Origin of the sequence: Nocardia sp. GTS18, assembly GCF_013839555.1 — a bacterium.
In the GTDB taxonomy this organism is placed as follows: domain Bacteria; phylum Actinomycetota; class Actinomycetes; order Mycobacteriales; family Mycobacteriaceae; genus Nocardia; species Nocardia rosealba.
Genome location: NZ_JACBIU010000023.1, coordinates 57,899 through 83,226, shown reverse-complemented (window position 1 = coordinate 83,226; position 25,328 = coordinate 57,899). Strand labels below are relative to the sequence as shown.

Sequence of the window (25,328 nt, the reverse complement as noted above, 5' to 3'; positions counted from 1 at the left end):
GGTCGGGGTCGACGGGGGCGCCTGCCGCGCCGGGGACGGCGTTGGCCAAGACCGAGGATGTGCCGGTGGGTGGTGGGGTGATCGTCGGCGACACCGTGATCACGCAGCCGACGGCGGGGGCATTCGTCGGGCTTTCGGCGACCTGCACGCATGCGGGGTGCAAGGTGACGTCGGTGAAGGACGGGGTGATCGTGTGCCCGTGTCACGGGAGCCGGTTCGGGCTGGACGGGGCGGTGCGTGGCGGGCCCGCACGCAACCCATTGCCTACGAAACCGGTTCGGGTCGAAGGGGATTCGATCGTTTCCGGGTAGCGGTTGCGCCGGGCTCCTGACCGGAGCCCGGCGGGTGCGCTCAGCTCGCGTTCATCATCTCGGCCATGCGCCGGTCCATTTCCTCCGGCGACACGTCCTCGATGTGGGTGGCCACGGTCCAGCGGTGACCCCACGGGTCCTCGAAGGAGCCGGTGCGGTCACCGTAGAACTGGTCGCCCATCGGGGTGATCTGCGAGGCGCCCGCTTCGAGGGCGGCGGCGAAGACGGCGTCGGCGTCGGGGACGTAGACCATCAGGTTCACCGGCGAGCCGCCGATGGACTTCGGGTCGACGAAGCCGATGTCGGGAACAGGGTCGCCGACCATCAGGACGGAATCGCCGATCAGCAGTTCGCTGTGCACGATCGTGCCGTCGGGACCTGGCATGCGCATGCGTTCGGTGGCGCCGAGGACGGAAATGTAGAAAGCGAGCGCGTCGGCGGCTCCCGCACAGGCGATGCCGGGACAGATTGCCGGATAACCAGCGGGAATAGGTGACACATCGGACATCGGATACCTCCGGGTCGACGGTGTTGCTCGGATGCCGTCGAGCCTATTCCTCTGTCGCCCACACCGGAACCCTGGTAGAACTTGTTTCAGTTTTGACTATTCAGGAGGGCCGGGGCGTGCGGTACGGGATCGTGTTGTTCACCAGTGACCGGGGCATTACGCCCGCCGACGCGGCCTCGGCCGCCGAGCAGGCGGGTTTCGACGCCTTCTACGTGCCCGAGCACACCCATATCCCGGTGGTCCGGGCCGCGGCGCATCCGCAGACCGGCGACTCCTCGCTCCCCGACGACCGCTATCTGCGCACCCTCGACCCGTGGGTCGCCCTGGCCACCGCCGCCGCGGTCACCAGCCGGATCACGCTGTCGACGGCGGTGGCGCTGCCCGCCGAGCACCACCCGATCACCCTGGCCAAATCGATCGCCTCGCTCGACCATCTCAGCGGCGGCCGGGTGGAACTCGGTGTCGGCTTCGGCTGGAACACCGACGAGCTCGCCCACCACGGTGTGCCGGCCAACAAGCGCCGCACGGTGCTGCGCGAACATCTCGACGCCATGCGGACGCTGTGGTCGAACGAGGAGGCCGAGTTCGACGGCGACTTCGTGAAGTTCGGGCCGAGCTGGTCGTGGCCCAAGCCGGTGCGCGCGGGCGTGCCGGTGTTGCTCGGCGCGGGTGGCACGGAGAAGACCTTCACGTGGCTCGCCGCCAACGCCGACGGTTGGATCACCACGCCCACCGAAGACGACCTCGGCGCGAAAATTGAACTGCTGCAGCGTGTCTGGAAGGAAGCCGAACGCGAGGGCAGCCCGCGTGTGATCGCGCTCGCGGGCAAACACAATGCCGAACAGCTCGCTCGGTGGGCCGATCTCGGTGTCACGGAGGTTGTTTTCGGACTGCCGGACCGGGACGCTGCCGAGGTGACCGGCTACATCGCGCATCTCGGCGGAAAGCTCGGCTTGCTCGGCTGACGAGTGTGCCCACTCCGGCCGCGCCTGTCACACCTGCGGCCGCCGCTCCGGACGCGCCAGTAGCTCGCGCGGCCCGCTCCGGCCGCGCCAGTAACCCGTGCGGCCCCGCTCCGGCCGCCGGTTATACCTGTGCGGCTGACCGACTGCTCCGGTCACACCTGCGCCGCCGACCCGCCTTCGAACGCGCCGGGTGGAGCCCGACCGGCGGTCGCCGCTCAGCCGCGCAGCTTGCGCACCTGAGCCGCCGTGAGGTCGGCCAGTACGCCGGGATCGACTTCTTCCGGAGCGGTCACGACCACCTGGACCAGAGTGTTGCCCACTTGAACGAGTGAGGTGGCCGAAGTCAAGGTCAGGCCCTCGCTCGTGGCGGTCAGGGTGAACGCCGAGCCCGCATCGCCGACAGGCGGCTGCTCCAGCGGGCCGGTCCGGTAGTCGATGCGCACGCCCGCGTCGTCACCGGTGTAGCTGGTGCAGCGGCGTGGTCTGGATTGCAGGGAGTCGAAAGCGGCGGCGAGGGCGGTGTCGGGATAGCTCGCGGCGTCGATGTCGATGGTGGCGAAGCTCGGTCCGGCGAATTGGACCGAGGCGGCGGCGGCCGAGCCGGGCCACTGCTGGGCGATCGGTGTGAGCAGCCTGCCGCAGTCGGCGGGATCGGTCGGCGCGTCGGCGGGCACCGCGGCGTCGTCGCCCGCGCTGCGCGGTGGGACCGCCGTGAAGTCGCCGGGCAGGTCGGTGGCCGCGAGCAGGCCGGCGCTCAGCTGCGCCTGATCACGTACGACGGGCCCGGATCCGGGAGCCGCCGCGGCGGGCGCGGGCCAGGTCGTCGCACAGGACGCACCGCAGTCGTCGGACGTCGACGAGCACGCTGCCAGCGCCGCGCAGGCCGAAGCGACCGCGCCCGCGCGGGCCAGGGCCGAACGCATCATTCGGTCCAGGAAATGCGGGTCGACTGGGTCTGCACGAGCGTGCTCACGCTGCGCGGATCGTGATAGGTCTGCTGACCGCCCACCTCGATGGCACCCGAAACGGGCAGCGGCAGACCGAGATCGACGGTGATCGTGCCCGCGCCCTGCATCACGTAGTTCTGGATGTCAAGGGCGCCCGCATTGTTGGGCAGCGTCCACACGTTTCCGGTGGGGGTCTGGTTCACCTGCAGGTCGATGGTGAGCCGGTCGCCGTCGCGGCTCACCAGGGTCGCGGTGGTGACCTGATCGAGGGTGACGCCGCCGGTGATCTGCTGATGCACGGTCCACACCGCGCCCACCCCGACGGGCTCGTCGGGGAACGCCACGGACTGGTACACCGCCTGATAGAACGCTTGCTCGAGCGCGGCCCGCGCCGAATTGGGCGTCTCGGGTGAGGGCGCCATCCGCAGTTCGGTGATGGCACCGAGATCGCTCATCGCGAGCCCGGCCTGGGAACCGTCGGCATTGGTGAACGCCTTGTTCAGCGCCGGGTCGGGGGTGGTGACGGTGCCGACCGTCAGATCCACACCGTCGACATCGGCGCGCGCGGTCATCGGAATGGTGAGCGCGGCGGGCGAGAAGTCGCGCACCGGTTGATCGTTGACCTGCTGCTGGATGCGGTAGTCGGTGCGCAACGTCACCTCCTGGGTGGCGCCGATGCTGTAGAGGGGGCGCAGCCGGCTGCGCGGCTCGTCGCCCGGGGAGACGACGGTGGCGACCGCGGCGGTGATCGGCACGGTCACTTCCTTGCCGATACCGAGCGGCTCGAGGCCCTCGGAATCGGCGGTCGACGGCGACCGATCGGCGCACCCGGCACCGAAGGTCGCGAACCCGAGCACGAGCGCCACCAGAAACACCCCGGGGCGCGCGATGCGGGGTAAGCGAGAACTAGACAACACCGTCACAGCGATCAGGGTACGACCGCTTCCTGAGGAACTGCTGGGACTCCGGCCGGTCCGCGACGCGGCTCCGCGAACGACTAAGGAATGATGGACACGTGAGTGAAGACCGGTCAACCGACAACGCCGCAGTCCCCGCGACCGGCGACGCCGCCGCCGCGCCGGAAACCAGTGCGGTGAACGAGACCGAAACCCCAGGTCGCCGCCGGTTGACAACGCTGCTGATCATCGCCGCCGTGCTGTTCGGACTCGACCTGCTGACCAAGTGCCTCGCGGTCGCCTACATCGATCCCGACGACCCGGTGCCGATCATCGGCGACTTCGCGCGCCTGGACCTCGTGCGCAATCCGGGCGCGGCGTTCTCGATGGCGACCGGCATGACCTGGCTGCTCACCTTGATCGCGGCCGCCGTGGTGGTCGGCGTCATCCGCATCGGGCGCACCTTGCGTTCGCTGTGGTGGGCGATCGGGCTCGGCATGGTGCTCGGCGGGGCGATGGGCAACCTGGTGGACCGGATCTTCCGCTCCCCCGGCCCGCTGCAGGGCCATGTCGTCGACTTCGTCGCGATCGGCTGGTGGCCGGTGTTCAATGTGGCCGACTCGGCCATCGTGTGCGGGGCGATTCTGCTGGTCGCGCTGACGATCTTCGGCTTCGAACCCGATGGCACCCGCAGCGGTCGCAAACATACCGAGAAGACCGCATGACCGAGTCGAAGCCAGGAGGCGGCGACCTGCGTAAGAACGGAGCGCCCCTCCGGCAGGCGCAGGAGGACGCAGTATGAGAGAAACCAGGACTATGCCCGTGCCCGACGGGCTCGACGGGATGCGGGTGGACGCGGGGCTCTCGCGGCTGCTCGGCCTCTCGCGCACGGCGGTCGCCGCGCTCGCCGAGGAAGGGTCGGTACAGCTCGACGGTGTCGCCGCGGGCAAGTCCGACCGGCTCACCGCGGGTGCCTGGCTGGAAGTGATCTTCCCCGAACCCAAACGTGAGCTGACCGTGGAAGCGGCCCCGGTGGAGGGGATGAAGATCCTCTACGCCGACGACGACATCGTCGCGGTGGACAAGCCGATCGGCGTCGCCGCGCACTCCGGTGTCGGCTGGACGGGCCCGACCGTGGTGGGTGGACTGGCCGCGATGGGTTACCGCATCTCGACCTCCGGCGCACACGAACGGCAGGGCATCGTGCACCGCCTCGATGTGGGCACCTCCGGCGTGATGGTCGTGGCCCAATCCGAACACGCTTACACGATGCTCAAGCGCGCCTTCAAGGAACGCACGGTCGACAAGCAATACCATGCTCTCGTGCAGGGACACCCCGATCCGAGCAGCGGCACCATCGACGCGCCGATCGGGCGTGCGCGCGGCAACGACTGGAAGTTCGCCGTCACCGGCGACGGCAGGCCGAGCATCACCCACTACGACACCATCGAGGCGTTCCAGGCGGCGAGCCTGCTCGACGTGCATCTCGAGACCGGGCGTACCCATCAGATCCGCGTGCATTTCTCCGCGATCCGTCACCCCTGCGCGGGTGATCTCACCTACGGTGCCGATCCGACGCTGGCCAAGCGCCTCGGGCTGGAACGGCAGTGGCTGCACGCGCGTCAGCTGGGTTTCCATCACCCGGCCGACGGGCGCTGGCTCGAGATCACCAGCGAGTATCCCGCCGACCTGGCGGGCGCCCTGGACGTATTACGCAATGCCTGACGACCCGCGGTCGTCCGAACCGGCGTCGACGACGGCGCCGGACGACCGCGGGGATCTCGTCGCGCCGACTGTCCCGCCCGAAGAAGTAGCGGGCGTGGACGATTCGACCGGTCTGTCGGGGCGGTCGAAGGTGGTGCTCGGCGCGGCGGCGGTGCTGGCCGTGGTGCTGCTGATCGTGGCGTTCACCCGTCCGCACGCGGCGGGTCATGTGGCGACCGATCGGCTCGGGCCCGCCCAGGGTGAGCAGGTCGACGACTACCTCGCCGACGCTCGAGCCTCACTCGAAGGCACTGATGCCGATCCGCGCTGGGCGCTCGTGTCGTTCACCGAATACCAGACGCCACAACAGCTTCCGGGCGTCGCCGACGGGTTGCGGATCTCCGGGGTGATCCAGCACGTGCCGATCGATCGGGTGCAGACGCCGGTCGTCACCGTCGCCACGCCCGCCGGTAACGAACCCGCCGTGCGCTCGGGCGAGGCGGCGGCGGGGCTGCTCGAATCGCAGCAGATCCGGGACGGGCGCGGCGCGGCAGTGGTGCGGGTCAGCGCCGCTCGGCTGCGGGCCGGATGCGCGTGCACGGCCGGGATCGTCGTGCGCGGCACCCTGCCCCAACTCCGTGATCTCGCCGACAGGCCGGGAGTACGTGCGGTGCAAGCACTTCCGGCCGACGCCGTCGCCGGGCGCTTCGCGGTGAGCCCGCTGCTGCCGGAGAACACCGGCACCATCACCCCGACTCCCGACGACGGTCCCGTTCCCGCCGAGTAGGGCGCCTACTTTGTGCCCGATCCACGCCTGGCCCGAAACGGTGTCGAGGTCCCGTGATCGGTCTCCGGGACCGCGCATCGGCCGGCCGCCCGCGATCGCCGACGGGCCGGTGGCTTTGCTCGGCTTCAGTCCGGCAGGGTGACGACTCCGTCGAGATACCGTCTGCATCGCCCCAGGAGCAGTACCCGGTTGTCGGCCAGTTCGCCGCGCAGGGTGCCGCCGCGGCGGGACAGCTGGCGGGCGGTGAGGGTGGAGCGCCCGAGTTCGCGGGCCCAGAGCGGAACCAGCTGGGCGTGGGCCGAGCCGGTGACCGGGTCTTCCGCGACGCCGACGCCGGGGCCGAAGAAGCGGGAGACGAAGTCGCTCGATCGACCGGGAGCGGTGAGAACCGCACCGCGTGGCAGCTGCGGGAAGGCACCGAAATCTGGTGTGGCCGAACGTACTTCGTCTTCGTCGGCGACCACGATGATCTCGTCTTGACCGGTGTAGGCGCGCACGGCCGTGACACCGAGCGCCGCGACCAGGACGGGATCAGGATCCACCTGGACCGAGGCGAGGGCGGGCAGGTTCAGGACGTATTCGTCGTCGTCGGTGCGGTCGACGTGCAACCAGCCGGAACGGGTATAGAAGCTGACGCGGTCGTGTTCGGGATGGATGTCGGAGATGATCTGAGCCGCCGAGGCGAGGGTGGCGTGCCCGCACATGTCCACCTCGACCGCCGGGGTGAACCAGCGCAGGTGGAACGCGGGCCACTCACCGGGCGGGCCGCCTGCCTCCGGGGGTAATTGGGAGGTATAGAACGCCGTCTCGGCGAGGTTGTTCTCCTCGGCGAGCTGTTGCAGCAATGTGTCCGGCAGCCAGGTGGGCAACGGCATGACCGCGGCCGGGTTGCCCGAGAACGGCGCGTCGGCGAAAGCGTCGATCTGGTGCAGCAATACCTCCATAACCGGCAAAGGTACTCCAACACCGAAACTTCGCCCAGCACAAGGGTTCTCGAGGCGCGCCCGGTCCCGGTCACGCCCCCTGCGCGCCGACCGGCGGGACGAGCTTGCCCGCGTTGCCGGCCAGTCGCGCCTGCACCCACCAGGCCAGTTCCACCAGCACGATGCCGATCACACCACACACCACCGCGGCCAGGGTGAGCCTCGGATTCGACGGGTCGAGCTTGAAGAACTCGCGCGTGAACGGAATCGTGAACAGCGCGACATAGGCCAGCACCGACACCGCGATCAGCACCACCTTCCACCACACGTACGGGCGCGCGACCAGCGCGAGCACCCACACCGCGATCATGATGAGCGTGATCAGCGCGGTGGTCCCGGCCTGCACCCGCTGCGTCTCCGAGGCCTCGGGGCCCGCGTACGCGATCAGGTAGGCCACGAACGTCGCGACACCGATCACCACGCCTGAGGGCACCGCCAGCCGCATCACCCGGCCGACGAACCCGGTGCGAGCCCGCTCGTTGTTGGGCGCGAGCGACAGCACGAACGCCGGGATGCCGATGGTGAACCAGGCCGCGATGGTCACGTGGCGCGGCAGGAACGGATAACCGATGGGGTCGTAGCCGAAGATCTGCGAACCCACACCCGCCAGGCCGACCAGGAACGCCAGCAGCACCGAATACACGGTCTTGGTGAGGAACAGATTCGACACCCGCTCGATATTGCCGATGACGCGTCGGCCCTCCCCCACCACGTACGGCAGGGTCGCGAACTTGTTGTCCAGCAACACGATCTGGGCCACCGCACGGGTGGCCGGGCTGCCCGCGCCCATGGCGACACCGATGTCGGCGTCCTTGAGGGCGAGCACGTCGTTGACGCCGTCACCGGTCATGGCGACGGTGTGGCCGCGCGACTGCAGGGCGCCGACCATGGCCCGTTTCTGGTCGGGGCGCACGCGGCCGAAGGTGGATTTCCCGTCGAGTACGTCGGCGAGCTCGTCGCGGTCCTCGGGCAGGGTGCGCGCGTCGACGGGATCGGATCCCCCGGGCAGGTCGAGCGAGGCGGCGACCGCGCCGACCGAGACGGCGTTGTCGCCGGAGATCACCTTGATCGAGACATGCTGGCTCGCGAAGTATTCGAGGGTGTCCTTGGCGTCGGGACGCACCTTCTGTTCGAGCACGACAAGGGCGGCGGGCTCCACCCGGCCCGGCGCGTCGGGGGCGTCGACCGGGCGGTCACCGCGCGCGAGCAACAGCACCCGCAGGCCTTGCGAACCGACCTGCTCGGCGTGCGCGGCGGTCTCGGAGGTGGGGTCGAGCAGCACGTCGGGTGCGCCGAGGAGCCAATCACCGTGGGCGCCATAGGAAATGCCGCTCCACTTCTTGGCCGAGGAGAACGGGGCGACGGCCGTGCCGGTCCAGTCCGGGCGGTCGGGCAGCGCCTCGCCGATGGCCTGCACGCTGGCGTTCGGACGTGGATCGTCTGCCGCCAGCGCGGCGAGCACCTGGCGCACGCTCGCCTCGTCGAAGGAACCGAGCGGTTCGACGCGGGACAGGCGCATGCCGTTCTCGGTGAGGGTGCCGGTCTTGTCCGCGCACACCACGTCGACACGGGCCAGGCCCTCGATGGCGGGCAGCTCCTGCACCAGGCAGTTGCGTTTACCGAGGCGGACCACACCGACCGCGAAGGCGATGGAGGTCATCAGAACCAGGCCCTCGGGGACCATCGGTACCAGGGCCGCGACCATGCCGGTGACCGCCGGGCGCCACGACTCGCCGCTGGAGACGAGCTGGTTGTAGATGCTGAGCAGGCCGGCCGGAATCAGCAGGTAGGTGATGAATTTCAGGATCTTGTCGATACCCGAGCGCAGTTCGGAGTGCACCAGGGTGAACTTGCTGGCTTCTTCGGCCAGCTTGGCGGCGTAGGCGTCCTTGCCGACCTTCGTCGCGCGGTAGGCGCCCGAACCCGACACCACGAAACTGCCCGACATCACCGGCGCGCCGACACCCTTGTCGATGGGATCGGCCTCGCCGGTGAGCAGCGACTCGTCCACCTCGAGGGCGGCGGCCTCGGTCACCTCACCGTCGACCACGATCTGGTCGCCGGGGCCGAGCTCGATCAGGTCGTCGAGCACCACCTCGCCGGGGGCGATCTCCTTCGCGACACCGTCGCGACGCACGGTCGGCATGGCCTGGCCGACGATGGCCAGCTGGTCGAGGGTGCGTTTGGCGCGCACCTCCTGGATGATGCCGATCGCGCTGTTGGCCACGATGAGCAGCCCGAACATGCCGTCGATGATCGACCCGGTCGACAGCACGAGCAGGAACAGCACACCGAGGATGGCGTTGATGCGGGTGAACACGTTCGCGCGAACGATCTCGCCGACCGACCGGCTCGCCCGCGCGGGCACGTCGTTGGTCTGACCGTCACGGCGACGCTGTTCGACCTCTGTTGCGCTGAGCCCGGTGGCGGACTCCCGCACGGATATGGACATGCCCGACAGGCTACGTCAGTCGTAACATGGGATGAATGCAGCCAAGAACGTCCCCGCCCGGTGTCGTCTTCGGGACGGGGGCGTATCTGATCTGGGGTCTGTTTCCGGCCTTCTTCGGGCTGCTGGCATTCGCGTCTGCCGTGGAGGTGGTGGCGCAGCGGATCATCTGGACCTTGGTCGTCGTGGTGCTGGTGTTGCTGCTCAGCGGGCGACTGCGGGAGATGCGGAAAATCGACGCGCGGACCTGGCGGCTGGCGGCGGTCGCGTCGGCGGCGATCTCGATCAACTGGGGCGTCTACGTGTTCGGGGTGATCTCCGGGAATGTGGTGGAGTGCGCGCTCGGGTACTTCATCAATCCGCTGGTGACGGTGGCGTTCGGGGTGGTGTTCTTCCGGGAACGGCTCTCCCGTGCGCAATGGGCCGCGCTCTCGCTCGGTGCGCTGGCGGTGGTCGTGCTCACCGTCGACTACGGCAGACCGCCCGTGATCGCCCTGGTGCTCGCGTGTTCGTTCGCCACCTACGGGCTGGTGAAGAAGGTGATCCGGCTCGACGCGCTGCGCGGAATCGCCGCCGAGGGGATGGTCGCCGCCCCGTTCGCGCTGGCGTTCGTGATCGTCTTGCTGGCTACCGGCCGCAGTGAGTTCACTTCCAGCCCTGCGCATTTCGGGCTGATGATGGCCACCGGGCCGGTCACCCTGATCCCGCTACTGCTGTTCGCCGTCGCCGCCCAGCGCGTCCCGCTGTCGACCATGGGCATCCTCCAGTACCTCACCCCCGCCCTCCAGATGGCCTGGGGCGTCGCGGTGATGCACGAACCGATGCCGCCCTCCCGCTGGATCGGTTTCGCCCTCATCTGGACCGCCCTGGCCGTCTTCACCACCGACGCCCTCCGCCGAGCCCACCGCAACCGCCACCCCGCTCCCCAGCCCGCCGAAAGCCTGGATGCCTGAGCACCACACGTTTGTGGCGCGATTTCACCCCGATGTCGGCTGCGGCGGCAGCAGCAACGGCAGCAGCGGCAGCGGTGGTGTTGGTGTTGGTGTTGGTGTTGGACTATCAGAGCCGACCGAGCGGAGTGTGGCGGTACGGTCGGGTCGACTTGTTGTGATGAAAGGGGTGGATGCTGTGCGGGATTCGGGCTTTGCGGATCGGGTGGCCGGGGTGCTGGTGGGGACGGCTGCCGGGGATGCGCTGGGGGCGGGGTACGAGTTCACCAAGCCCGGGACCGATGTGGTGATCGACATGATCGGCGGTGGGCCGTTCAACTGGGCGCCGGGTGAGTGGACCGACGACACGTCGATGGCGTTGGTGGTCGCCCAGGCCGCGTCGCAGGGGCCCGGGATCGACCTGGACGCGGTGGCCGAGGGGTTCGTTCGCTGGTACGACACCGATCCGCCGGATATCGGCAATCAGACCAGGGCGGTGCTGTCGATGAAGCCGAGCTCGGCGCTGGACATGCAGGCGGCGGCGATGTCGCTCACCGGGCGGACCGGCGGGAACGGGTCGCTGATGCGCACGGCGCCGGTGGCGCTCGCCTACCTCGACGACGCGGCCGAATGCGTCGCGGCGGCCGGGCGGGTCGGCATGCTCACCCACTACGACGAGCAGGCCGTCGAAGCCTGCAAGATCTGGACGTACGCCATCCGGCACGCCGTACTGCACGCGAACTTCGACGGCGTGCGCGAATACGTCAGCGGTTCAGCGTATTCCGACTACTGGACCGCCCGACTCGACGAGGCCGAACACGGCACCCCCGCCGACTTCCCCAACAACGGCTGGGTCGTCCACGCCCTGCAGACCGCCTGGTGGGCCATCACCACCACGGACAGCTCCGCACCCACCCACCTTCCCCTCGCCCTGGAAGCGTGCGTCCGCGCGGGCAACGACACCGACACCACCGCCGCCATCGCAGGCGGCCTCCTCGGCGCCCGATGGGGCGCCTCCGCCGTCCCCACCCGCTGGCGCGACATCCTCCACGGCTACCCCGGCCTCACCGGCACCGACCTCCCCACCCTCGCCCACCGCATCGCCACCACCTGACACCCGCGCAGACACAACCCCGCCCAGCGACGACCACATGTTCGCGCAGGCGCCCTGGGCGTCGGCGGCAACCGCGCGCATCGAGGCCGCCGCTGCCACTGGACAACCGATCACCACGCCGTGGTGGCGGGCTTCAGCCCCGAATCAATCCACCACAGCACGGCGAGCAACCCGTCTAGGCGGCACACCGGGCCTCAGCCACTGGGGACGAGCGGTCACCACGCCCCTAATGGCGGGCCTCGACCCGAATCAATCCACCACAACGTGGGGAGCAACCCTCCAGGCGGCACACGGAGCCTCAGCCGACAGGACCAGCGACACCACGCCGTAGTCGGGCGGGCTTCGCCCGAAATCCGCCACCAGCGTGGCCCTCTAGGGCATGGGCCGATTGGACGAGTGATCACCACGCCGTTGTGGCGGATTTCGGGGTGAATCCATCCACCTGAGCGTGGTGATCATGCGTCCTGGGTTACCAGGCGGTGATGACCGGGCCGGGAGTCCAGATGCCCCACTCCGTTCGGGGGTTCACCGAGACCTCGGCGGGGGTGGCTGTGGTGTCTCGGGGCAGGTATTGCTCGAGGGAGCCCCAGTCCTTGTCCCAGTCGTTGTTCAGGTAGGTGGGGAGGGTGCGGGCGGTGAAGAGGAGTTGGGTCCAGCCGAGTGGGCCGCCGCCGTCATGGCCCTGCCAGAGGTTGGTGATGGTCGCGCCGTTGCGGTCGGGCAGGATGCGGTACTCGGGGATTTCGGACACGCCGTTATAGGTGGGCATGTGGTTCTGGCATGGGAAGTGCAGGCCCACTGTCCAGTCCAGCAACACGGGGGTGTCGCGGCCGACCAAGGCGCTCAGGGTGGTGGTCTGGGGCATGCGCGGCGGGGTCACCGCGAGCCACTGGTCGGGACCGAGGTCCTTGTCGGCGGCGACCAGGCGGACCGCCGTGGCGTCGGCGGGGAGCTGGTCGAGCGGGACGCGCAGGTTGCGCCAGATCGGCGCGGGGCCGATGTCGATCGGCATCACCTGACCGGTCACCTGCACCGTGCCGTCGGGCGCGGCGGTGCCGTATTCGACCGTCAGGTCCTGGCCGGGGTGCACGATGCCGTCGGCGTCGACCGAGCGGATCCGACCGGCCACCGACACCGCGAGCAGCGGGCCGCGCGGGCCCTCGGGCAGGCGGAACCAGCCGGTGGTCAGGGCGGCGGGTTCCTGCGTGCCTGCCCGGTAGCTGCCGAGTACCGGGGTGGTGGCCGGGTCGAGGCCGAACGGGAGCTGCAGCGAACCCTGGCGTGATTCCGAACCGGCCGACGTGGTCGCGTCGCGCAGCTCGTCGGGGTCGTCGGAGACCGAATTCGCTTGGCCGGTCGTGGATTCCACCTCGTCGGAGGTGAGCACGGGAGCCACGCCGTCGGGGCGGAAACCGGTCGATTCGCCCGTCATGGTCGTGGTCATGTCACCGGCGAGCGGGGCGAGCATCGAGGCGTTGGCGTCGGTTTCGACGAGCACTTCGTCGGCCATCCCACAGCCACCGCCGAACGCCGCGTTCAGGTTCGAGCTCGCCACCGAGTACGCCGGGTACTGGGCGACGGCGGCCTTCGCGAAGGACGCCACCTCGAACAGCACCATCATCGCGGCGGCCACCGCGAGCACGGGCACACCGCTCAGCCGCGTCGGCTTGGCCGACGGACTCGGATGGATGTGGAACCAGGCGGCGATCAGCAGCGCGAGCCCGGTGAGCCCGGCGAACACCGTGGAGACACCGAACCCGGCGACCGACGGCGGCTTGTCCCACCACGGCACACCCCACGCCGACACGTACCAGTAGCCGTTGGCACCGACGAAGGTCACCGCGAGCGCGAAGAACACCGCGGCAGCGAACAGTGCCCGATTACGCAGGGGCCGCAGCACCTGCGGGCTCACGGCGACCGCGGTGACGGCGGCGACGCAGGTGGCGAGGCCGGCGAACACACCGAACTGGTGCGTCCACTTGGTCGGCGAGAACATCATCAGCACCATGGCGGCGAGGGTGATGCCGAGCAGGCGCCGGGTGGGTCCGACGGCCGTGCCGGGGATGTGCCCGCCGCGCCGCAGCATGGTCGCCGCGCACACGACGAGGCCGAGCAGCATGACGAAGACCCCGAAGCGGCGGGTGAGCCAGCCGTCGGCGTTGATCTGCAACAGGAACTGGTAGCGCAGGAACTCGAAGAACCAGGACTCCCCCGGCCCGATCTTCTCGTGCACCGCGAACATCTCGCGCACACCGGCCAGGGTGCGGTCGGCGAAGACGACGGTGAGCACGACGACACCCGCCGCGAGGATCGGCAGCAGCTGCGACAGGTAGCCCACCGTCTTGGCCCGGCGCACGATCACCGCCGTCATGGTGCGCGCGCCGGCCACCAGCGCGCCGAGGCAGATCAGCCCCGACGGCGCACCGGTGAGGGTGAACGCGGCCACGATCACCGCCACCGCGTAGGGCAGCAACCGCCGCGTGGCGATGGCCCGCTCCACCGACACCCAGGTGACCAGAACACCGAGGGCGACAACGAATTCCGCGCGCAAGCCGTTGTTGTAGGGCAGCCAGAACGCGAGGAACACCAGCGCCGCGGTCCAGGTGACGAGCTTGCTGTGCCGCAACGCGATACCCAGGCGCGGCAGCACTTCACGGCTGATCAACCACCAGGTGAGCACGCCGGCGAGCAGCGCGGGCAGGCGGACGAGCGGGCTGACGGTGGAGATGTGGGTGAGCCAGCCGATGATGTCGGTGTAGGGGGTGTAGAACGGGCCCTCGTCGACGCTGAACCAGCGGTAGTAGTTCGACATGTTGCCCGAACTGCGTGCGCCCCTTGCCATCCCGAGGATGTAGCCGTCGTCGGAGGTGTTGGCGCCGATGAAATGCCAGACGCCGAGCACCGCGAACACCAGCCAGTCGACCGGGCGCAGCCGCCACCAGCGCTGCGGCAGGAACCGGCGCGCCGACCGGCCGTCGGCGGCGTCGAGCCGGTGCAGCGCGAACAGCGCGACGAGCGTCGCGAGCGCGCACAGCGCGATCACCGCGAGCTTGGGCCAGGTGGGCGAGGTGATGTAGCGCGAATCGACGTCCACACGCACCGCCAGGTCGGCGGGTGCGGCACCGGTGAGCTCGCTGAACACCCCGACCACCTGTGGGCGGAGATCACCGGCGAGGGTGGCGCCCTCCCCGAGTCCCGTTGTGGTGACCGTTGATCCGGTCGGCGACAGGGTGACGGTGAGCGCGCACGACCGGTCGAGCACCTCGGCCAGCGGCGCGGTCCACACCAGCATCGAACGCGACACCACGTCGACCCGACCGGGGCGCTCGGGAGTGTCGGCGACGACCTTGACGACGAAGCCGTATTTCTCCATGTCGGCCGATTGCCTCGGCACGGTGGACACGACCACCCCGCCGGTCGCCGCGACCGAACTCAATGCCGCACACGGCACCGTCGCCGTCAGAGCGGCGGGGGCGTAGGCCACGAGCGGTGCCTCGACCGACGCGGGCGAGCCCTGCTGCGGCCAGGACACGCTCGCCGCGTCGACGCGGACGGGAAGGAAGGGGATGGCCGCGGCGCTGAGCACCGCGATCAGCCCGGCGACAATCGCCACGACCCGCGCCCAGCCGGGCGAACCCGGTCGCACCGGCTCCGAAGCACCCTTGGGCGGATGCCCCTGCCGCACGATCGTCTCAACCACGGGGCCTGATCCTAACCGCGCGCCCGCCCGCGCCCCAGCCGCCCCGGCGTGGAGCCGTCAGCACAGCGGAATGTCAGACGCACGCGGCCGACTGCTGACCCAGATTCGTCAGCATCGTGCAGGCCCACGCCTTCTGCACCTTCCACTTACCGGCGTCGGCCACGAACGGCACGTCCACCACATTCGTCTGCCCGTTCACCGTGAAGTTCGCCTTGGCGTTCACACTGTCACCGAAGGAGGTCACCTCGGTGACCTGCACCTGGGCACCGGCGTCGCGCGCGGCGACGGCCAGGCGGTTCGGCAGCTCGGGATCGGCCTCGCCGCCCTGCACGAAGTCCAGCTTCTGCTCGTTGGGCACCGAGGGGTCCAGCGCGGTGTTGAGCTGGGCGTTGAGCTCCTCCACCGACGGCACCGGTGGCAGCGCGTCGTCGGTGGCGGTCGTCGTGGTCGCCTTGGCGCTGGTGGTCGTCTTGGCGGCGGGCTTGTCTTCGGTGCACGCGCTCAGCCCGAGTGCGGTGATCACGGCCAGGCCTGCGATCGCGACACGGCCGATCCTGCGGTGGGTCAACTGCTCGTCCTTCGGTTCGAGGGGCGGGCTGCCGGGCGTGGCCCGCTCAGTCGAGGCTGGCGAGCGGGTCGGCGGGCGACAGTCCCGATTCGTCGGCAGGAAAGGTACGCGCCGGGCCGGGGCCTGTCGAACTGGTCTCGAAACGCACTGTCACCACGCCGTAGCCCGCCCCCTGCACCCACCCGTGCCCGAATTCCGGATGCCGCACGTCCATACCCGGAAGCCATTGCCCCACCGGCAGTTCCGCTTGTTCGGCCACCGGCTCGGGGGGCTCAACAGAATCGGTGTCGATATCGGCGGGCAGCGCCTGGTCGAGTTCGGGGAACAGCGATTCCTGGCGAACCATGGTGAGCCCGCCGTAACCGACCCCCACCAGCCGGATGGGTCCGAGTTCGGTGGGGTCGATGGCCGAACGTTGCGCGGCCGCGGTCAGCGTGCTCAGTTCGGTGGTGGCATAGGGCAGCGTGAACGAGCGGGTCACGATGCTCATGTCGGATTTCTTGAGTTTGAGGACGACGGTGCGGGCGGCGCGACCGTCGCGTTCGAGTCTGCGATGCGCCGAGGCGGCCATGGCGGTGATCGCGGTGCGCAGGTCGGCGAGGGTGACGATGTCGCGTTCGTAGGTGTTCTCGGCGCTGATCTGCTTGGCCTCGGCACGCTCGCTGACCGGCCGGTCGTCGATTCCGCGCGCCAGCCGGTGCAGCGCGGCACCGACACTGCCGCCGAGGATCGAGGCGGCCTCGACTTCCGGCAGCGCGGCGAACGCGCCGACGGTCTCGATACCGAGGCTGCGTAATCGCGATTCGGCGACCGGACCGATGCCCCACAGTTTGCGCACCGGCAACCCGGCCAGCAGCGCGCCTTGCTCGGACGGCGAAATCACCCGCATCCCATCGGGTTTCGCCAGTCCGGAGCCGATCTTGGCCAGCTGTTTCCCGGTGCCCGCCCCGATGGAGGCGGTGAGACCCGTCCGCGCACGGACCAGTGCGCGCAGCATCGCGCAGTACTCCTCGACCTCGGCGACGCTCGCCCCGGCGAGCTCGGCCGGTTCGGCGAACGCCTCGTCGAACGACAACGTCTCGAGCACCGGTACCCGGCTGCGCAGCGCGTCGAACACCCGCCCGCTCAGCACTGAATACACGGCCCCACGTGGCGGCACGACCACCGCCGAGACACCGACCAGCCGCCGCGCCTGATGCATGGGCATGGCCGAACGCGCACCGAACACCCGCGCCTCATAGCTGGCGCCTGCCACCACCCCGCGCTGACCGACCCCACCCACGAGCACCGGCCTGCCGCGCAGGGTCGGCCGGGTGAGCTGTTCGGCCGAGGCGAAGAAGGCGTCCATATCGATGTGCAGCACCCATCGACGTGCGCTGACCGCCGCATCGGGCCTGGCCTCGACCGGGACATGGGTGCTCACGAGCGCAATGTACGCGCCCGCACCGACAGATCCTCGACACCCGGCCGCCACCGAGGCACCGCACAGACACCTCGAAATGTGTGATGATCGGGTGATGAAGATCCGTAAGGCTGTTATCCCGGCCGCGGGAATCGGCTCCCGGCTGCTGCCCCTGACCAAGGCGACGCCGAAGGAGATGCTGCCGGTCGGCGACAAACCCGTCATCGAGCACACGGTGCGTGAGCTGGTCGCCTCCGGCATCACCGACATCACCATCGTGGTGACCAGTGGCAAGTCGCTGATCCAGGACCATTTCCGGCCGAACCCGGCGCTGGTCGCCCAATTGCGTGCCGACGGCAAGTCCGCCTACGCCGACGCCGTGGAGGAGGTGGGTGAGCTATCGCGCGAGGGTCACATCACCTACCTCGACCAGCACGGCCCGTACGGCAACGGCACCCCGGTGCTCAACGCCGCCCGGCACCTGGGCGACGAACCGATGCTGGTGCTCTGGCCCGACGACGTGTTCGTCGCCGAGGTACCGCGCGCCCAGCAGCTCATCAAGGCCTACGAGTCCACCGGCTGCCCGGTGCTGGCCCTGATGCCGATGGAGCCGGGCGAGTCGCAGCGCTACGGCGTGCCGGTGGTGCGCGAGGACCTCGACGACGGGTTGCTGCGCATCTCCGGGCTGATGGAGAAGCCGAAGCCGGAGGACGCGCCGTCGGCGTACGCGGCCATCGGCGGGTACGTGGTGACGCCGGGCATCATCGACGAACTGCAGCTGCAGACCGACAACTGGTACACCCACCGCACCGGCGAGGTGTACCTGACCGACGCGATCAACAAGTACGCCGCCGAACACGCGGTGTACGGGCAGGTGATCCAGGGCCGCTGGTACGACACCGGTAACCCGGCCGACTACCTGGTCGCCCAATTCGCTTCGGCGCTGGCCCATCCCGAGTACGGGCCGCTGCTGCGCCAGCTGGTGGACTAGCGGTTCGCCTGCGCCGCTCCCGCGCGGCGCAGGCGAGCGGTCAACACCGTTTGTCCGCGAGAACGAGGTTCGTCGCGATCGTCGCGACGAACCCGAACAGCAGGCGCCGCAGAACTTTTCGCCGCACAGGTGGACTCCCCTCGTCCCGGCGACGGGTCGCCGACTGGTCGGTTACCGGGCGGCATCTCACCGATCGAGGCACGCCGCCCGTCGATCCGGTGCCGCGACGGAGGTGAACTCACTTCCGTCGCGGCCCCGTTTCCACAGGACACTCATCACGAACCGTCGCTGTCACCTCAGCGTGTTCCATGCGCATGTGCAGCAACTCGACCCATTGTGCCCGAAGTGGCCCGAGAAAGTCGCCATTTCAGCAACCTTCCCGCGAACTGTCCCGTCAGCCTGCGATTTTGGACCTGAAAGTGTGTCCGGGGCCGGGCGCGGCCGACCCCGGACGGACCGATCAGGCCTTGGCGAGCGACACCTTCACCCCACCGGTGATTTCCGGGGCGTCCGCGTCGACCGCACCGAAAGTCAGTGTGGTCGCGAGGATTTCACCGGCGATCAGGTCGCGGTGGGTCTCGGCCCACTCGGCCCGCTCGGCGGGGACCTCGAGCACCACGGTGATGCGGTCCGACACGTCCAGACCCTGCGACTTACGGGTTTCCTGCAGGTCGCGGATGAGGTCGCGGGCCCAGCCCTCGGCTTCCAGCTCCTCGGTGACCACCGAATTCAGCACCACCAGACCGGCATTGCCGGGCAGGGCGGCCGTGGATTCGGGTTCGGCGGCGACCAGGCGCTGGGTGTACTCCTCGGGCAGCAGCGTGATGCCGGCGGCGGTGACGACACCGTCGGCCGATTCCGACCACTCCCCCGCCTTCACAGCCTTGATCACCGTCTGCACCTGCTTGCCCAGGCGCGGACCGGCCGCGCGGGCGTTGACGGCCAGCTCGAAACGGCCGTGCGCGGCGACATCGGTGGTCAGATCGACCTTCTTGACATTGACCTCGTCGGCGATCAGCGCCGTGAACGGGGCGAGCCGTTCGGCGTCGGCCGCCGCGATGGTCACCTCGGCCAACGGCAACCGCACCCGCAGGTTCTTGGCCTTGCGCAGGCTCAGCACCGTGGAACACACGGTACGCACCTCGTCCATGGCCGCCACCAGCTCCGGATCGTGCGGCAGCTCGGACTCGGCGGGCCAGTCGGCCAAGTGCACCGAGCGTTCGCCGGTGAGCCCACGCCAGATCACCTCGCTGATCAGCGGCAGCAGCGGCGCGGCCAGCCGGGTGGCCACCTCGAGCACCGTGTGCAGGGTGTCCACGGCGTCGCGGTCCTCGGACCAGAAGCGCGAACGCGACCGGCGCACATACCAATTGGTGAGCGCGTCGGCGAACGAGCGCAGCTCGTCGCAGGCACCGGCGATGTCGTAGGTCTCGAGCGCCTCGGTCATCACGTCGCGGGTCACCGCGAGCTTGGCCAGGATGTAGCGGTCGAGCACGTTCGGTGAATCCGTGCGCCACACACCGGGCTTCGAGGCGTAGAGCTGCAGGAAGGTCCACGCGTTCCATAACGGGCGCAGCGCGTGGCTCACGCCTTCGCGGATGCCGCGCTCGGTGACGATGAGGTTGCCGCCGCGCAGGATCGGCGAGCTCATCAGGAACCAGCGCATCGCGTCGGAACCGTCGCGGTCGAAGACCTCGTTGACGTCGGGGTAGTTACCCTTGGACTTCGACATCTTCAGGCCGTCGTCGCCGAGCACGATGCCGTGCGCGGCAACGGTTTTGAACGACGGCGAGTCGAACAGCGCGGTCGAGAGCACGTGCAGGGTGTAGAACCAGCCGCGGGTCTGCCCGTTGTACTCGACGATGAAATCGCCGGGGAAGTGGCTGTCGAACCACTCCTTGTTCTCGAACGGGTAGTGCACCTGGGCGAACGGCATCGAACCCGACTCGAACCAGCAGTCGAGCACCTCGGGGACCCGGCGCATGGTCGACTTCCCGGTCGGGTCGTCGGGGTTGGGCCGGGTGAGATCGTCGATGCCGGGGCGGTGCAGGTCTTCCAGTCGCACGCCGAAGTCGCGCTCGAGTTCGTCGAGCGAACCGTAGACGTCCACGCGCGGGTGGGCCGGGTCGTCGGACACCCACACCGGGATCGGGCTGCCCCAGTAGCGATTACGGCTGATGTTCCAGTCGCGCGCGCCCTCGAGCCACTTGCCGAACTGTCCGTCGCGGATGTGTTCGGGCACCCAGGTGATGTGCTTGTTCAGCTCGACCATCCGGTCACGGAACTTGGTGACCGCGACGAACCAGGACGGGACCGCCATGTAGATCAGCGGCTGACCCGAACGCCAGCTGTGCGGGTAGGAGTGCTCGATCGTCTCGTGCCGAAGCAGTTTTCCGGCGGCCTTGAGGTCCTTGATGATGACCGGGTTGGCGTCGAACACCATCAGGCCCTCGTACGGCGGCACCATCGAGGTGAACTTGCCCGCCGGGTCGAGCGGCTGCACGATCTCGATGCCGTTGGCCGAGGCCACGTCCATGTCCTCCTCACCGAAAGCCGGTGCGAGGTGGACGATTCCGGTGCCGGAGTCGGTGGTGACGTAGTCGGCGGTGAGTACCCGGTGTGCGTTCGGATGACCGAGGAAGAAGTCGAACGGCGGCTGGTAGGACAGCCCGGCCAGGGCGGCGCCGTCGTACTCGCCGAGCACGGCCGGTTCCTCACCGAACTCACGGGAGTAGTGCGAAACCCGTTCGGCGGCAAGCAGATAACGCTTGCCGTCGGCGGCCTGGAGATGCACGTAGCGCACGTCGGGGTGCACCGCGATCGCGAGGTTGGACGGCAAGGTCCACGGGGTGGTCGTCCAGATCAGCGCGTTGGCGCCGTCGAGCGCGGCCAGGGGGTGTTCGGCGGGGACCGACAGCACCATGTCGACGGTGACCGCCGGGTCCTGGCGCATCTTGTAGGCGTCGTCGAGGCGGGTCTCCTGGTTCGACAGCGGCGTCTGCTCGTACCAGCTGTAGGGCAGCACCCGGAAGCCCTGGTAGATCAGTCCCTTGTCGTAGAGCGACTTGAACGCCCACATCACCGACTCCATGAAGTCGAGATCGAGGGTCTTGTAGTCGTTGTCGAAGTCGACCCAGCGCGCCTGGCGGGTGACGTACTCGCGCCACTCGTTGGTGTAGCGCAGCACCGAGGACTTGCAGGCGGCGTTGAACTCGGCCAGCCCCATCGCGTCGATCTGCGATTTGTCGGTGATGCCGAGTTGCTTCTCGGCCTCGATCTCGGCGGGCAGGCCGTGGGTGTCCCAGCCGAAGCGCCGGTCGACCTTCTTGCCGCGCATGGTCTGGAAGCGCGGGATCAGGTCCTTGACGTAGCCGGTGAGCAGGTGGCCGTAGTGCGGCAGGCCGTTGGCGAAGGGCGGTCCGTCGTAGAAGACGAACTCACTGTTGCCGTCGCGGTTGTCGATGCTGGCGCGGAAGGTGTCGTCGCGGGCCCAGTAGTCGAGCACCGTGGTTTCGAGTTCCGGGAACGTCGCGCCGGAACCGGCACCGAAATCGACCCGGGGGTACGCACCACCGGTGGTTGTCTCGTCCGCCATTGCGGAATGCTCCTCGTGCCGCCGCGCCGCAGGCGCGGATCCGTGGCACGGGGACGATGCCGGCGCAGGTGCGCCGAAACCGCGGTACCACCCCGTTTGCCCGCGCCGGGAAAGCACGCGAGCCTCTCGTTGCGAGCTGTGACGGGCTCACCCGTTCGGTTCTACTGAGCGCGAGTGCGCCGTTCTTCCGAAGACTCCCCGGTGATGGCCGGATCAACGCCGTGTGTCAGTCGATTCTAGCTGGGTTCGTCCAGCCCATTTCCGAGCGGTCAGTCCTTGCGGGCATGTCGCCCCGGCTGGACCGGGTCGTTCTCGGGCCGCCCACCGGCCAGCGCGCTCACCAGCAGGGTGCCCGCGCCGACGATACAGATCAGGATGCAGGCCCACGCCCACGCCACCGAACCGGTGGCGAGTGCCGCCACGAGCAGCGCGAATCCGATCGCGGCCAGAACGAGCGTCAAGACGAGCATGCTGACTCCCAAGCAACCGAGCAGCCCGACGAACTGGGCGTTCCCGAATCACGCGACGCGCTGCGCCGCGCGACCCGGGTTCCAGTTTACTTGGCGCCCTTGGCGAAGGAGGAGGCCGGAGCCAAACTGTTGGACGATCCGTTGGTGTCGCCCGCGAACTCGCCGCCGTCGACCGGAACGGCCGAACCACGGTTCTCCAGTTCCTCGAGCTGCGACTCCAGGTAGGACTTCAGGCGCACGCGGTACTCGCGCTCGAAGGTCTTGAGCTGCTCGATCCGGCTTTCCAGCACCGTGCGCTGCTGGGTGATGGTCGCCATGATCTCCGCGTGCTGACGCTCGGCGTCGGCGGTGAGGGCCTCGGCCTTGTCCTTGGCCTGGCGGATCTGGGTCTCGGAGCGGTTCTGCGCGTCGGCGAGCATCGCGTCGGACTTCTGCCGCGCGTCGGCGATCATCGCCTCGGAGCGGGTACGGGCGTCACCGACCAGACGCTCGGAGTTTGCCCGCGCGTTCGACAGCAGGCTCTCGGCCTCGGTCTTGGCGTCGGTGGTGAGGCGGTCGGCCATCTCCTGCGCCAGGGTGAGGACCTTCGCGGCCTGCATGTTGGCGTCGGGGCCCGAGTTGTCGCGGACGGGCGCGGCCACCGGCATCGGCGCGGGCGGCGCCGCCGGGACCGGCGCCGGAATAGGTTCTGGGGCGGGCGGCGGTGCCTGTTGGACCGGGGCCTTCACGGCGGCGACCGGGGCCGACCCGCGGTTCTTCTTGGCGTCGGCTAGCTCGGTGTCGAGCTCGGCGACCCGCTGACGCAGGTCGGCGTTCTCCTCGATCAGGCGCGAAAGCTCCTGCTCGACGAGATCCAGGAAGGCATCGACCTCGTCCTCGTTGTAGCCGCGCTTACCGATCGGCGGTTTGCTGAACGCGACGTTGTGCACATCGGCGGGAGTCAGCGGCATCGAAGGATCCCTTCACGCGGTCTTTGGAGAACTAGCAAGCGGTCTTCTCGACTCATTGTGTCACACGGAGGTCACGGGCTGCCCGAGCCTACCCACGATGGACATCAGGATGAACACGACGAAGAGCAGAACCATAATCGACAGATCGAGCCGAATACCGCCCAGATTCACGGGAGGTATCAAGCGTCTCAACAGTTTCACCGGCGGATCGGTGACGGTGAAGATGAACTCCAACACGATCACCACCACGCCGGTCGGGCGCCAGTCACGCGCGAAACTGCGGATGAACTCCACGATCACCCGGCTGATCAACAACAGCCAGAAGATGAAAAGCACGAGGTACAGAACCGCGAACAGGGCCACGGGTTCACTCTGCCGCAAAATCGGCGACGTGCAAAATGGCCGCGCCGCGCAATGCGCGGGCGGCCATCATGGCAGTCGGTGAATTGTCACTATTTCTGGTTGTAGAAGCCGTTTTCGGCGATCCGACGACGCTCTTCGGCCGATACGTCGACATCGGCCGGTGAGAGCAGGAACACCTTCGTGGCCACCTTGTCGAACGAGCCACGCAGCGCGAACGCCAGCCCGGCCGCGAAATCGACCAGCCGCTTGGCATCGGCGTTGCTCAGGTCGACCAGGTCCATGATGACCGGGTTTCCCTCGCGGAAACGCTCACCGATGATCCTGGCCTCGCTGTAATCGCGCGGACGCAGCGTGGTGATCTTGGACAAGGGACCTCCGTCCTCGAAGATCCCGGGCCGCCGCACGGGCGCGGGCTCGGGGCGCAAGCGCTCCTCCAACCTGCGCTCCTCGGCGTCGGGATCGACCGCGAGCGCGCCACGGGTCGAGCCGCGCATCCCCGGCGCGACCCCGCCCGCCCGGAACGCACGGCCCGACGAGGGCGCCGTCTCGATCCTGGTCGGGCGCCGCGGCGGATCGTAGCGATCCTCGGCGTAGGCGTCGTCGACGTAGTCGTCGCGACGCGCCTGATAAGCCGGCTTGTAGGCAGGCTGGGGGAAGTCGTCGGCTTCGTCGCCGAAACGTTCGGAGCCGTAACGATCTTCGGCGTAGCGGTCGTAGCTGCGCGGGCGAGTACGGCCGGCGCGCTCCTCGGGGCCGCGCGAGGCGTGATCGTCGACGTAGTCGTCTTCGTACTCATCGAGCGGAACCATGCCGAAGTACGCCTTGAACTTGTGCAGCGTGCTCATCCTGGACGACCTTCCTTCGGCCCCGGTGGCGGCCGGGTGTTGAAGTTCTTGCTCAGCGCCTCGTCGGCCAATCGTATGTGTCGAATGTGACTGATGAGGTTTCTTTGCTACGCCGAGGTTATCGGTCGGGCGCCCATCAAGGCGGTACCGACACGCACACACGTCGAACCGTGTTCGACCGCGATCTCCAAATCACCCGACATACCTGCAGAAAGTTCGGTGGCATCGGCGTGTTGCGAGAGCAGCGAAGTGTGCAAAGTCGCAAGCTTCGCAAAGGACGCATGAATGTCGGCGTCAAGGGGTGGAATCGCCATCAGACCGGCCAGATGCAGTCCGGGGGCCTTCGCTACCAGGTCGGCCAGGGCGGGTAGATCGGCCGGTTCGACACCCCCGCGTCCGGGGTCGGCGTCCAGGCTCACCTGCAGCAGCACCCGCAGGGGCGCGGTACGCTCGCCGGCTGCCTGTGCGTCGGTCACCGCCCGGTCCAGCGCGTTTGCCAGCCGTTCGCTGTCGACCGAGTGCACGGTGTGTGCCCATCGGGCCACGGCGCGGGCCTTGTTGCGCTGCAAGCGGCCGATCATGTGCCACTCGACGTCGTCGTAGGCCAGCTCGGCGACCTTGGCCGAGGCCTCCTGTTCGCGTGACTCGCCGAACTCGCGCCTGCCGAGGCGGTAGAGGATGTCGACATCGGCAGCCGGGAAGAATTTCGTCACCGGCAGCAGCCGCACCGAGCCGGCCGGGCGACCCGCGGCGGCCACGGCGGCGTCGAGACGCGTGAGCAGCCCGTCCAGGCGGGTCGAGAGCTCGCTCTCGCGATCGGTGCCGGTCGAGGTCTCCTGGGTCATGCGGCC

22 protein-coding genes are annotated in these 25,328 nt (G+C 68.8%); 8 read left to right on the top strand and 14 right to left on the bottom strand.

What is annotated here, in order from left to right; translation table 11 throughout:
* The coding region (locus tag HYG95_RS18205) for a Rieske (2Fe-2S) protein (protein WP_181699279.1) at window positions 1–311 on the top strand (311 nt) is incomplete at its 5' end.
* A 40-nt stretch (window positions 312–351) separates the two neighbouring features.
* On the opposite strand, the gene HYG95_RS18200 is transcribed toward HYG95_RS18205, so the two are convergent.
* Window positions 352–819, bottom strand: coding sequence for a VOC family protein (locus tag HYG95_RS18200; RefSeq protein ID WP_181699277.1), 468 nt, complete (start codon window positions 817–819; stop codon window positions 352–354).
* A 116-nt stretch (window positions 820–935) separates the two neighbouring features.
* Between HYG95_RS18200 and HYG95_RS18195 the strand changes: the two genes are divergently transcribed.
* Complete coding sequence (locus tag HYG95_RS18195; RefSeq protein WP_181699275.1) at window positions 936–1,784, top strand: TIGR03619 family F420-dependent LLM class oxidoreductase; 849 nt, start codon at window positions 936–938, stop codon at window positions 1,782–1,784.
* Window positions 1,785–1,999: 215 nt separating this feature from the next.
* On the opposite strand, the gene HYG95_RS18190 is transcribed toward HYG95_RS18195, so the two are convergent.
* Window positions 2,000–2,710 carry a sensor domain-containing protein gene (locus tag HYG95_RS18190; RefSeq protein ID WP_181699273.1) on the bottom strand — a complete coding sequence of 237 codons (711 nt, stop codon included), beginning with the start codon at window positions 2,708–2,710 and terminating at the stop codon, window positions 2,000–2,002.
* Window positions 2,707–3,654, bottom strand: coding sequence for a hypothetical protein (locus HYG95_RS18185; RefSeq protein ID WP_243750121.1), 948 nt, complete (start codon window positions 3,652–3,654; stop codon window positions 2,707–2,709). The genes HYG95_RS18190 and HYG95_RS18185 overlap by 4 nt, the downstream gene beginning before the upstream one ends.
* A gap of 92 nt (window positions 3,655–3,746) precedes the next feature.
* On the opposite strand from HYG95_RS18185, the gene lspA reads away from it, so the two are divergent.
* The 3 genes from lspA (at window position 3,747) to HYG95_RS18170 (ending at window position 6,118) form a co-directional block, all read left to right on the top strand.
* A complete protein-coding gene (gene lspA, locus HYG95_RS18180; RefSeq protein ID WP_181699271.1) occupies window positions 3,747–4,352 on the top strand; it encodes a signal peptidase II in 606 nt (201 codons plus the stop codon).
* Between the two features lie 73 nt (window positions 4,353–4,425).
* Window positions 4,426–5,352 carry an RluA family pseudouridine synthase gene (locus tag HYG95_RS18175; protein WP_067497526.1) on the top strand — a complete coding sequence of 309 codons (927 nt, stop codon included), beginning with the start codon at window positions 4,426–4,428 and terminating at the stop codon, window positions 5,350–5,352.
* A 94-nt stretch (window positions 5,353–5,446) separates the two neighbouring features.
* Window positions 5,447–6,118: a hypothetical protein gene (locus HYG95_RS18170; RefSeq protein ID WP_181699269.1), complete on the top strand. Its 672-nt coding sequence runs from the start codon at window positions 5,447–5,449 to the stop codon at window positions 6,116–6,118.
* 125 nt (window positions 6,119–6,243) lie between these two features.
* Here the strand turns inward: HYG95_RS18170 and HYG95_RS18165 are convergent, their stop codons facing one another.
* On the bottom strand, window positions 6,244–7,062 hold the full coding sequence (locus HYG95_RS18165) for a PhzF family phenazine biosynthesis protein (RefSeq protein WP_181699267.1): 819 nt from the start codon (window positions 7,060–7,062) through the stop codon (window positions 6,244–6,246).
* Window positions 7,063–7,132: 70 nt separating this feature from the next.
* The gene (locus HYG95_RS18160) at window positions 7,133–9,553 is read right to left on the bottom strand and encodes an HAD-IC family P-type ATPase (protein ID WP_181699264.1); all 2,421 of its coding nucleotides are present in this window, start codon (window positions 9,551–9,553) and stop codon (window positions 7,133–7,135) included.
* Window positions 9,554–9,588: 35 nt separating this feature from the next.
* On the opposite strand from HYG95_RS18160, the gene rarD reads away from it, so the two are divergent.
* On the top strand, window positions 9,589–10,503 hold the full coding sequence (rarD, locus tag HYG95_RS18155) for an EamA family transporter RarD (protein WP_181699262.1): 915 nt from the start codon (window positions 9,589–9,591) through the stop codon (window positions 10,501–10,503).
* Window positions 10,504–10,660: 157 nt separating this feature from the next.
* A complete protein-coding gene (locus tag HYG95_RS18150; protein ID WP_181699259.1) occupies window positions 10,661–11,593 on the top strand; it encodes an ADP-ribosylglycohydrolase family protein in 933 nt (310 codons plus the stop codon).
* A gap of 469 nt (window positions 11,594–12,062) precedes the next feature.
* On the opposite strand, the gene HYG95_RS18145 is transcribed toward HYG95_RS18150, so the two are convergent.
* The 3 genes from HYG95_RS18145 to HYG95_RS18135 form a co-directional block, all read right to left on the bottom strand.
* Window positions 12,063–15,293 (bottom strand): arabinosyltransferase domain-containing protein, encoded by a 3,231-nt coding sequence (locus HYG95_RS18145; protein ID WP_181699257.1) that lies wholly within the window; start codon window positions 15,291–15,293, stop codon window positions 12,063–12,065.
* Window positions 15,294–15,366: 73 nt separating this feature from the next.
* The gene (locus HYG95_RS18140) at window positions 15,367–15,861 is read right to left on the bottom strand and encodes a hypothetical protein (protein ID WP_181699255.1); all 495 of its coding nucleotides are present in this window, start codon (window positions 15,859–15,861) and stop codon (window positions 15,367–15,369) included.
* A 46-nt stretch (window positions 15,862–15,907) separates the two neighbouring features.
* The gene (locus HYG95_RS18135; RefSeq protein WP_181699300.1) at window positions 15,908–17,209 is read right to left on the bottom strand and encodes a DNA polymerase IV; all 1,302 of its coding nucleotides are present in this window, start codon (window positions 17,207–17,209) and stop codon (window positions 15,908–15,910) included.
* Between the two features lie 169 nt (window positions 17,210–17,378).
* On the opposite strand from HYG95_RS18135, the gene HYG95_RS18130 reads away from it, so the two are divergent.
* Window positions 17,379–18,254, top strand: a complete 876-nt coding sequence (locus HYG95_RS18130) for a UTP--glucose-1-phosphate uridylyltransferase (RefSeq protein WP_067497501.1) — start codon at window positions 17,379–17,381, stop codon at window positions 18,252–18,254.
* A 460-nt stretch (window positions 18,255–18,714) separates the two neighbouring features.
* Here HYG95_RS18130 and ileS read toward each other — a convergent pair whose 3' ends face one another.
* From ileS to HYG95_RS18100, 6 genes are all read right to left on the bottom strand, one after another.
* Complete coding sequence (gene ileS, locus HYG95_RS18125) at window positions 18,715–21,849, bottom strand: isoleucine--tRNA ligase (RefSeq protein WP_181699253.1); 3,135 nt, start codon at window positions 21,847–21,849, stop codon at window positions 18,715–18,717.
* A gap of 269 nt (window positions 21,850–22,118) precedes the next feature.
* On the bottom strand, window positions 22,119–22,319 hold the full coding sequence (locus HYG95_RS18120; RefSeq protein ID WP_181699251.1) for a hypothetical protein: 201 nt from the start codon (window positions 22,317–22,319) through the stop codon (window positions 22,119–22,121).
* A gap of 86 nt (window positions 22,320–22,405) precedes the next feature.
* Window positions 22,406–23,269, bottom strand: coding sequence for a DivIVA domain-containing protein (locus HYG95_RS18115; protein ID WP_181699249.1), 864 nt, complete (start codon window positions 23,267–23,269; stop codon window positions 22,406–22,408).
* A 60-nt stretch (window positions 23,270–23,329) separates the two neighbouring features.
* On the bottom strand, window positions 23,330–23,632 hold the full coding sequence (locus tag HYG95_RS18110) for a YggT family protein (RefSeq protein WP_067497489.1): 303 nt from the start codon (window positions 23,630–23,632) through the stop codon (window positions 23,330–23,332).
* An 89-nt stretch (window positions 23,633–23,721) separates the two neighbouring features.
* Entirely contained in the window at window positions 23,722–24,477 is a 756-nt protein-coding gene (locus HYG95_RS18105) for a cell division protein SepF (RefSeq protein ID WP_067642872.1), read from the bottom strand.
* A gap of 107 nt (window positions 24,478–24,584) precedes the next feature.
* On the bottom strand, window positions 24,585–25,322 hold the full coding sequence (locus tag HYG95_RS18100; protein WP_181699247.1) for a YggS family pyridoxal phosphate-dependent enzyme: 738 nt from the start codon (window positions 25,320–25,322) through the stop codon (window positions 24,585–24,587).
* Window positions 25,323–25,328: the final 6 nt, after the last annotated feature.

Excerpts from the sequence above, each read along its gene's own strand:
- HYG95_RS18200 (WP_181699277.1), bottom strand. The coding sequence starts at position 819 with ATGTCCGATGTGTCACCTATTCCCGCTGGTTATCCGGCAATCTGTCCC.
- HYG95_RS18190 (WP_181699273.1), bottom strand. The coding sequence starts at position 2,710 with ATGATGCGTTCGGCCCTGGCCCGCGCGGGCGCGGTCGCTTCGGCCTGC.
- HYG95_RS18175 (WP_067497526.1), top strand. The coding sequence starts at position 4,426 with ATGAGAGAAACCAGGACTATGCCCGTGCCCGACGGGCTCGACGGGATG.
- HYG95_RS18165 (WP_181699267.1), bottom strand. The coding sequence starts at position 7,062 with ATGGAGGTATTGCTGCACCAGATCGACGCTTTCGCCGACGCGCCGTTC.
- HYG95_RS18160 (WP_181699264.1), bottom strand. The coding sequence starts at position 9,553 with ATGTCCATATCCGTGCGGGAGTCCGCCACCGGGCTCAGCGCAACAGAG.
- rarD (WP_181699262.1), top strand. The coding sequence starts at position 9,589 with ATGCAGCCAAGAACGTCCCCGCCCGGTGTCGTCTTCGGGACGGGGGCG.
- HYG95_RS18150 (WP_181699259.1), top strand. The coding sequence starts at position 10,661 with ATGAAAGGGGTGGATGCTGTGCGGGATTCGGGCTTTGCGGATCGGGTG.
- HYG95_RS18135 (WP_181699300.1), bottom strand. The coding sequence starts at position 17,209 with ATGGACGCCTTCTTCGCCTCGGCCGAACAGCTCACCCGGCCGACCCTG.
- HYG95_RS18130 (WP_067497501.1), top strand. The coding sequence starts at position 17,379 with ATGAAGATCCGTAAGGCTGTTATCCCGGCCGCGGGAATCGGCTCCCGG.
- ileS (WP_181699253.1), bottom strand. The coding sequence starts at position 21,849 with ATGGCGGACGAGACAACCACCGGTGGTGCGTACCCCCGGGTCGATTTC.
- HYG95_RS18120 (WP_181699251.1), bottom strand. The coding sequence starts at position 22,319 with ATGCTCGTCTTGACGCTCGTTCTGGCCGCGATCGGATTCGCGCTGCTC.
- HYG95_RS18115 (WP_181699249.1), bottom strand. The coding sequence starts at position 23,269 with ATGCCGCTGACTCCCGCCGATGTGCACAACGTCGCGTTCAGCAAACCG.
- HYG95_RS18105 (WP_067642872.1), bottom strand. The coding sequence starts at position 24,477 with ATGAGCACGCTGCACAAGTTCAAGGCGTACTTCGGCATGGTTCCGCTC.
- HYG95_RS18100 (WP_181699247.1), bottom strand. The coding sequence starts at position 25,322 with ATGACCCAGGAGACCTCGACCGGCACCGATCGCGAGAGCGAGCTCTCG.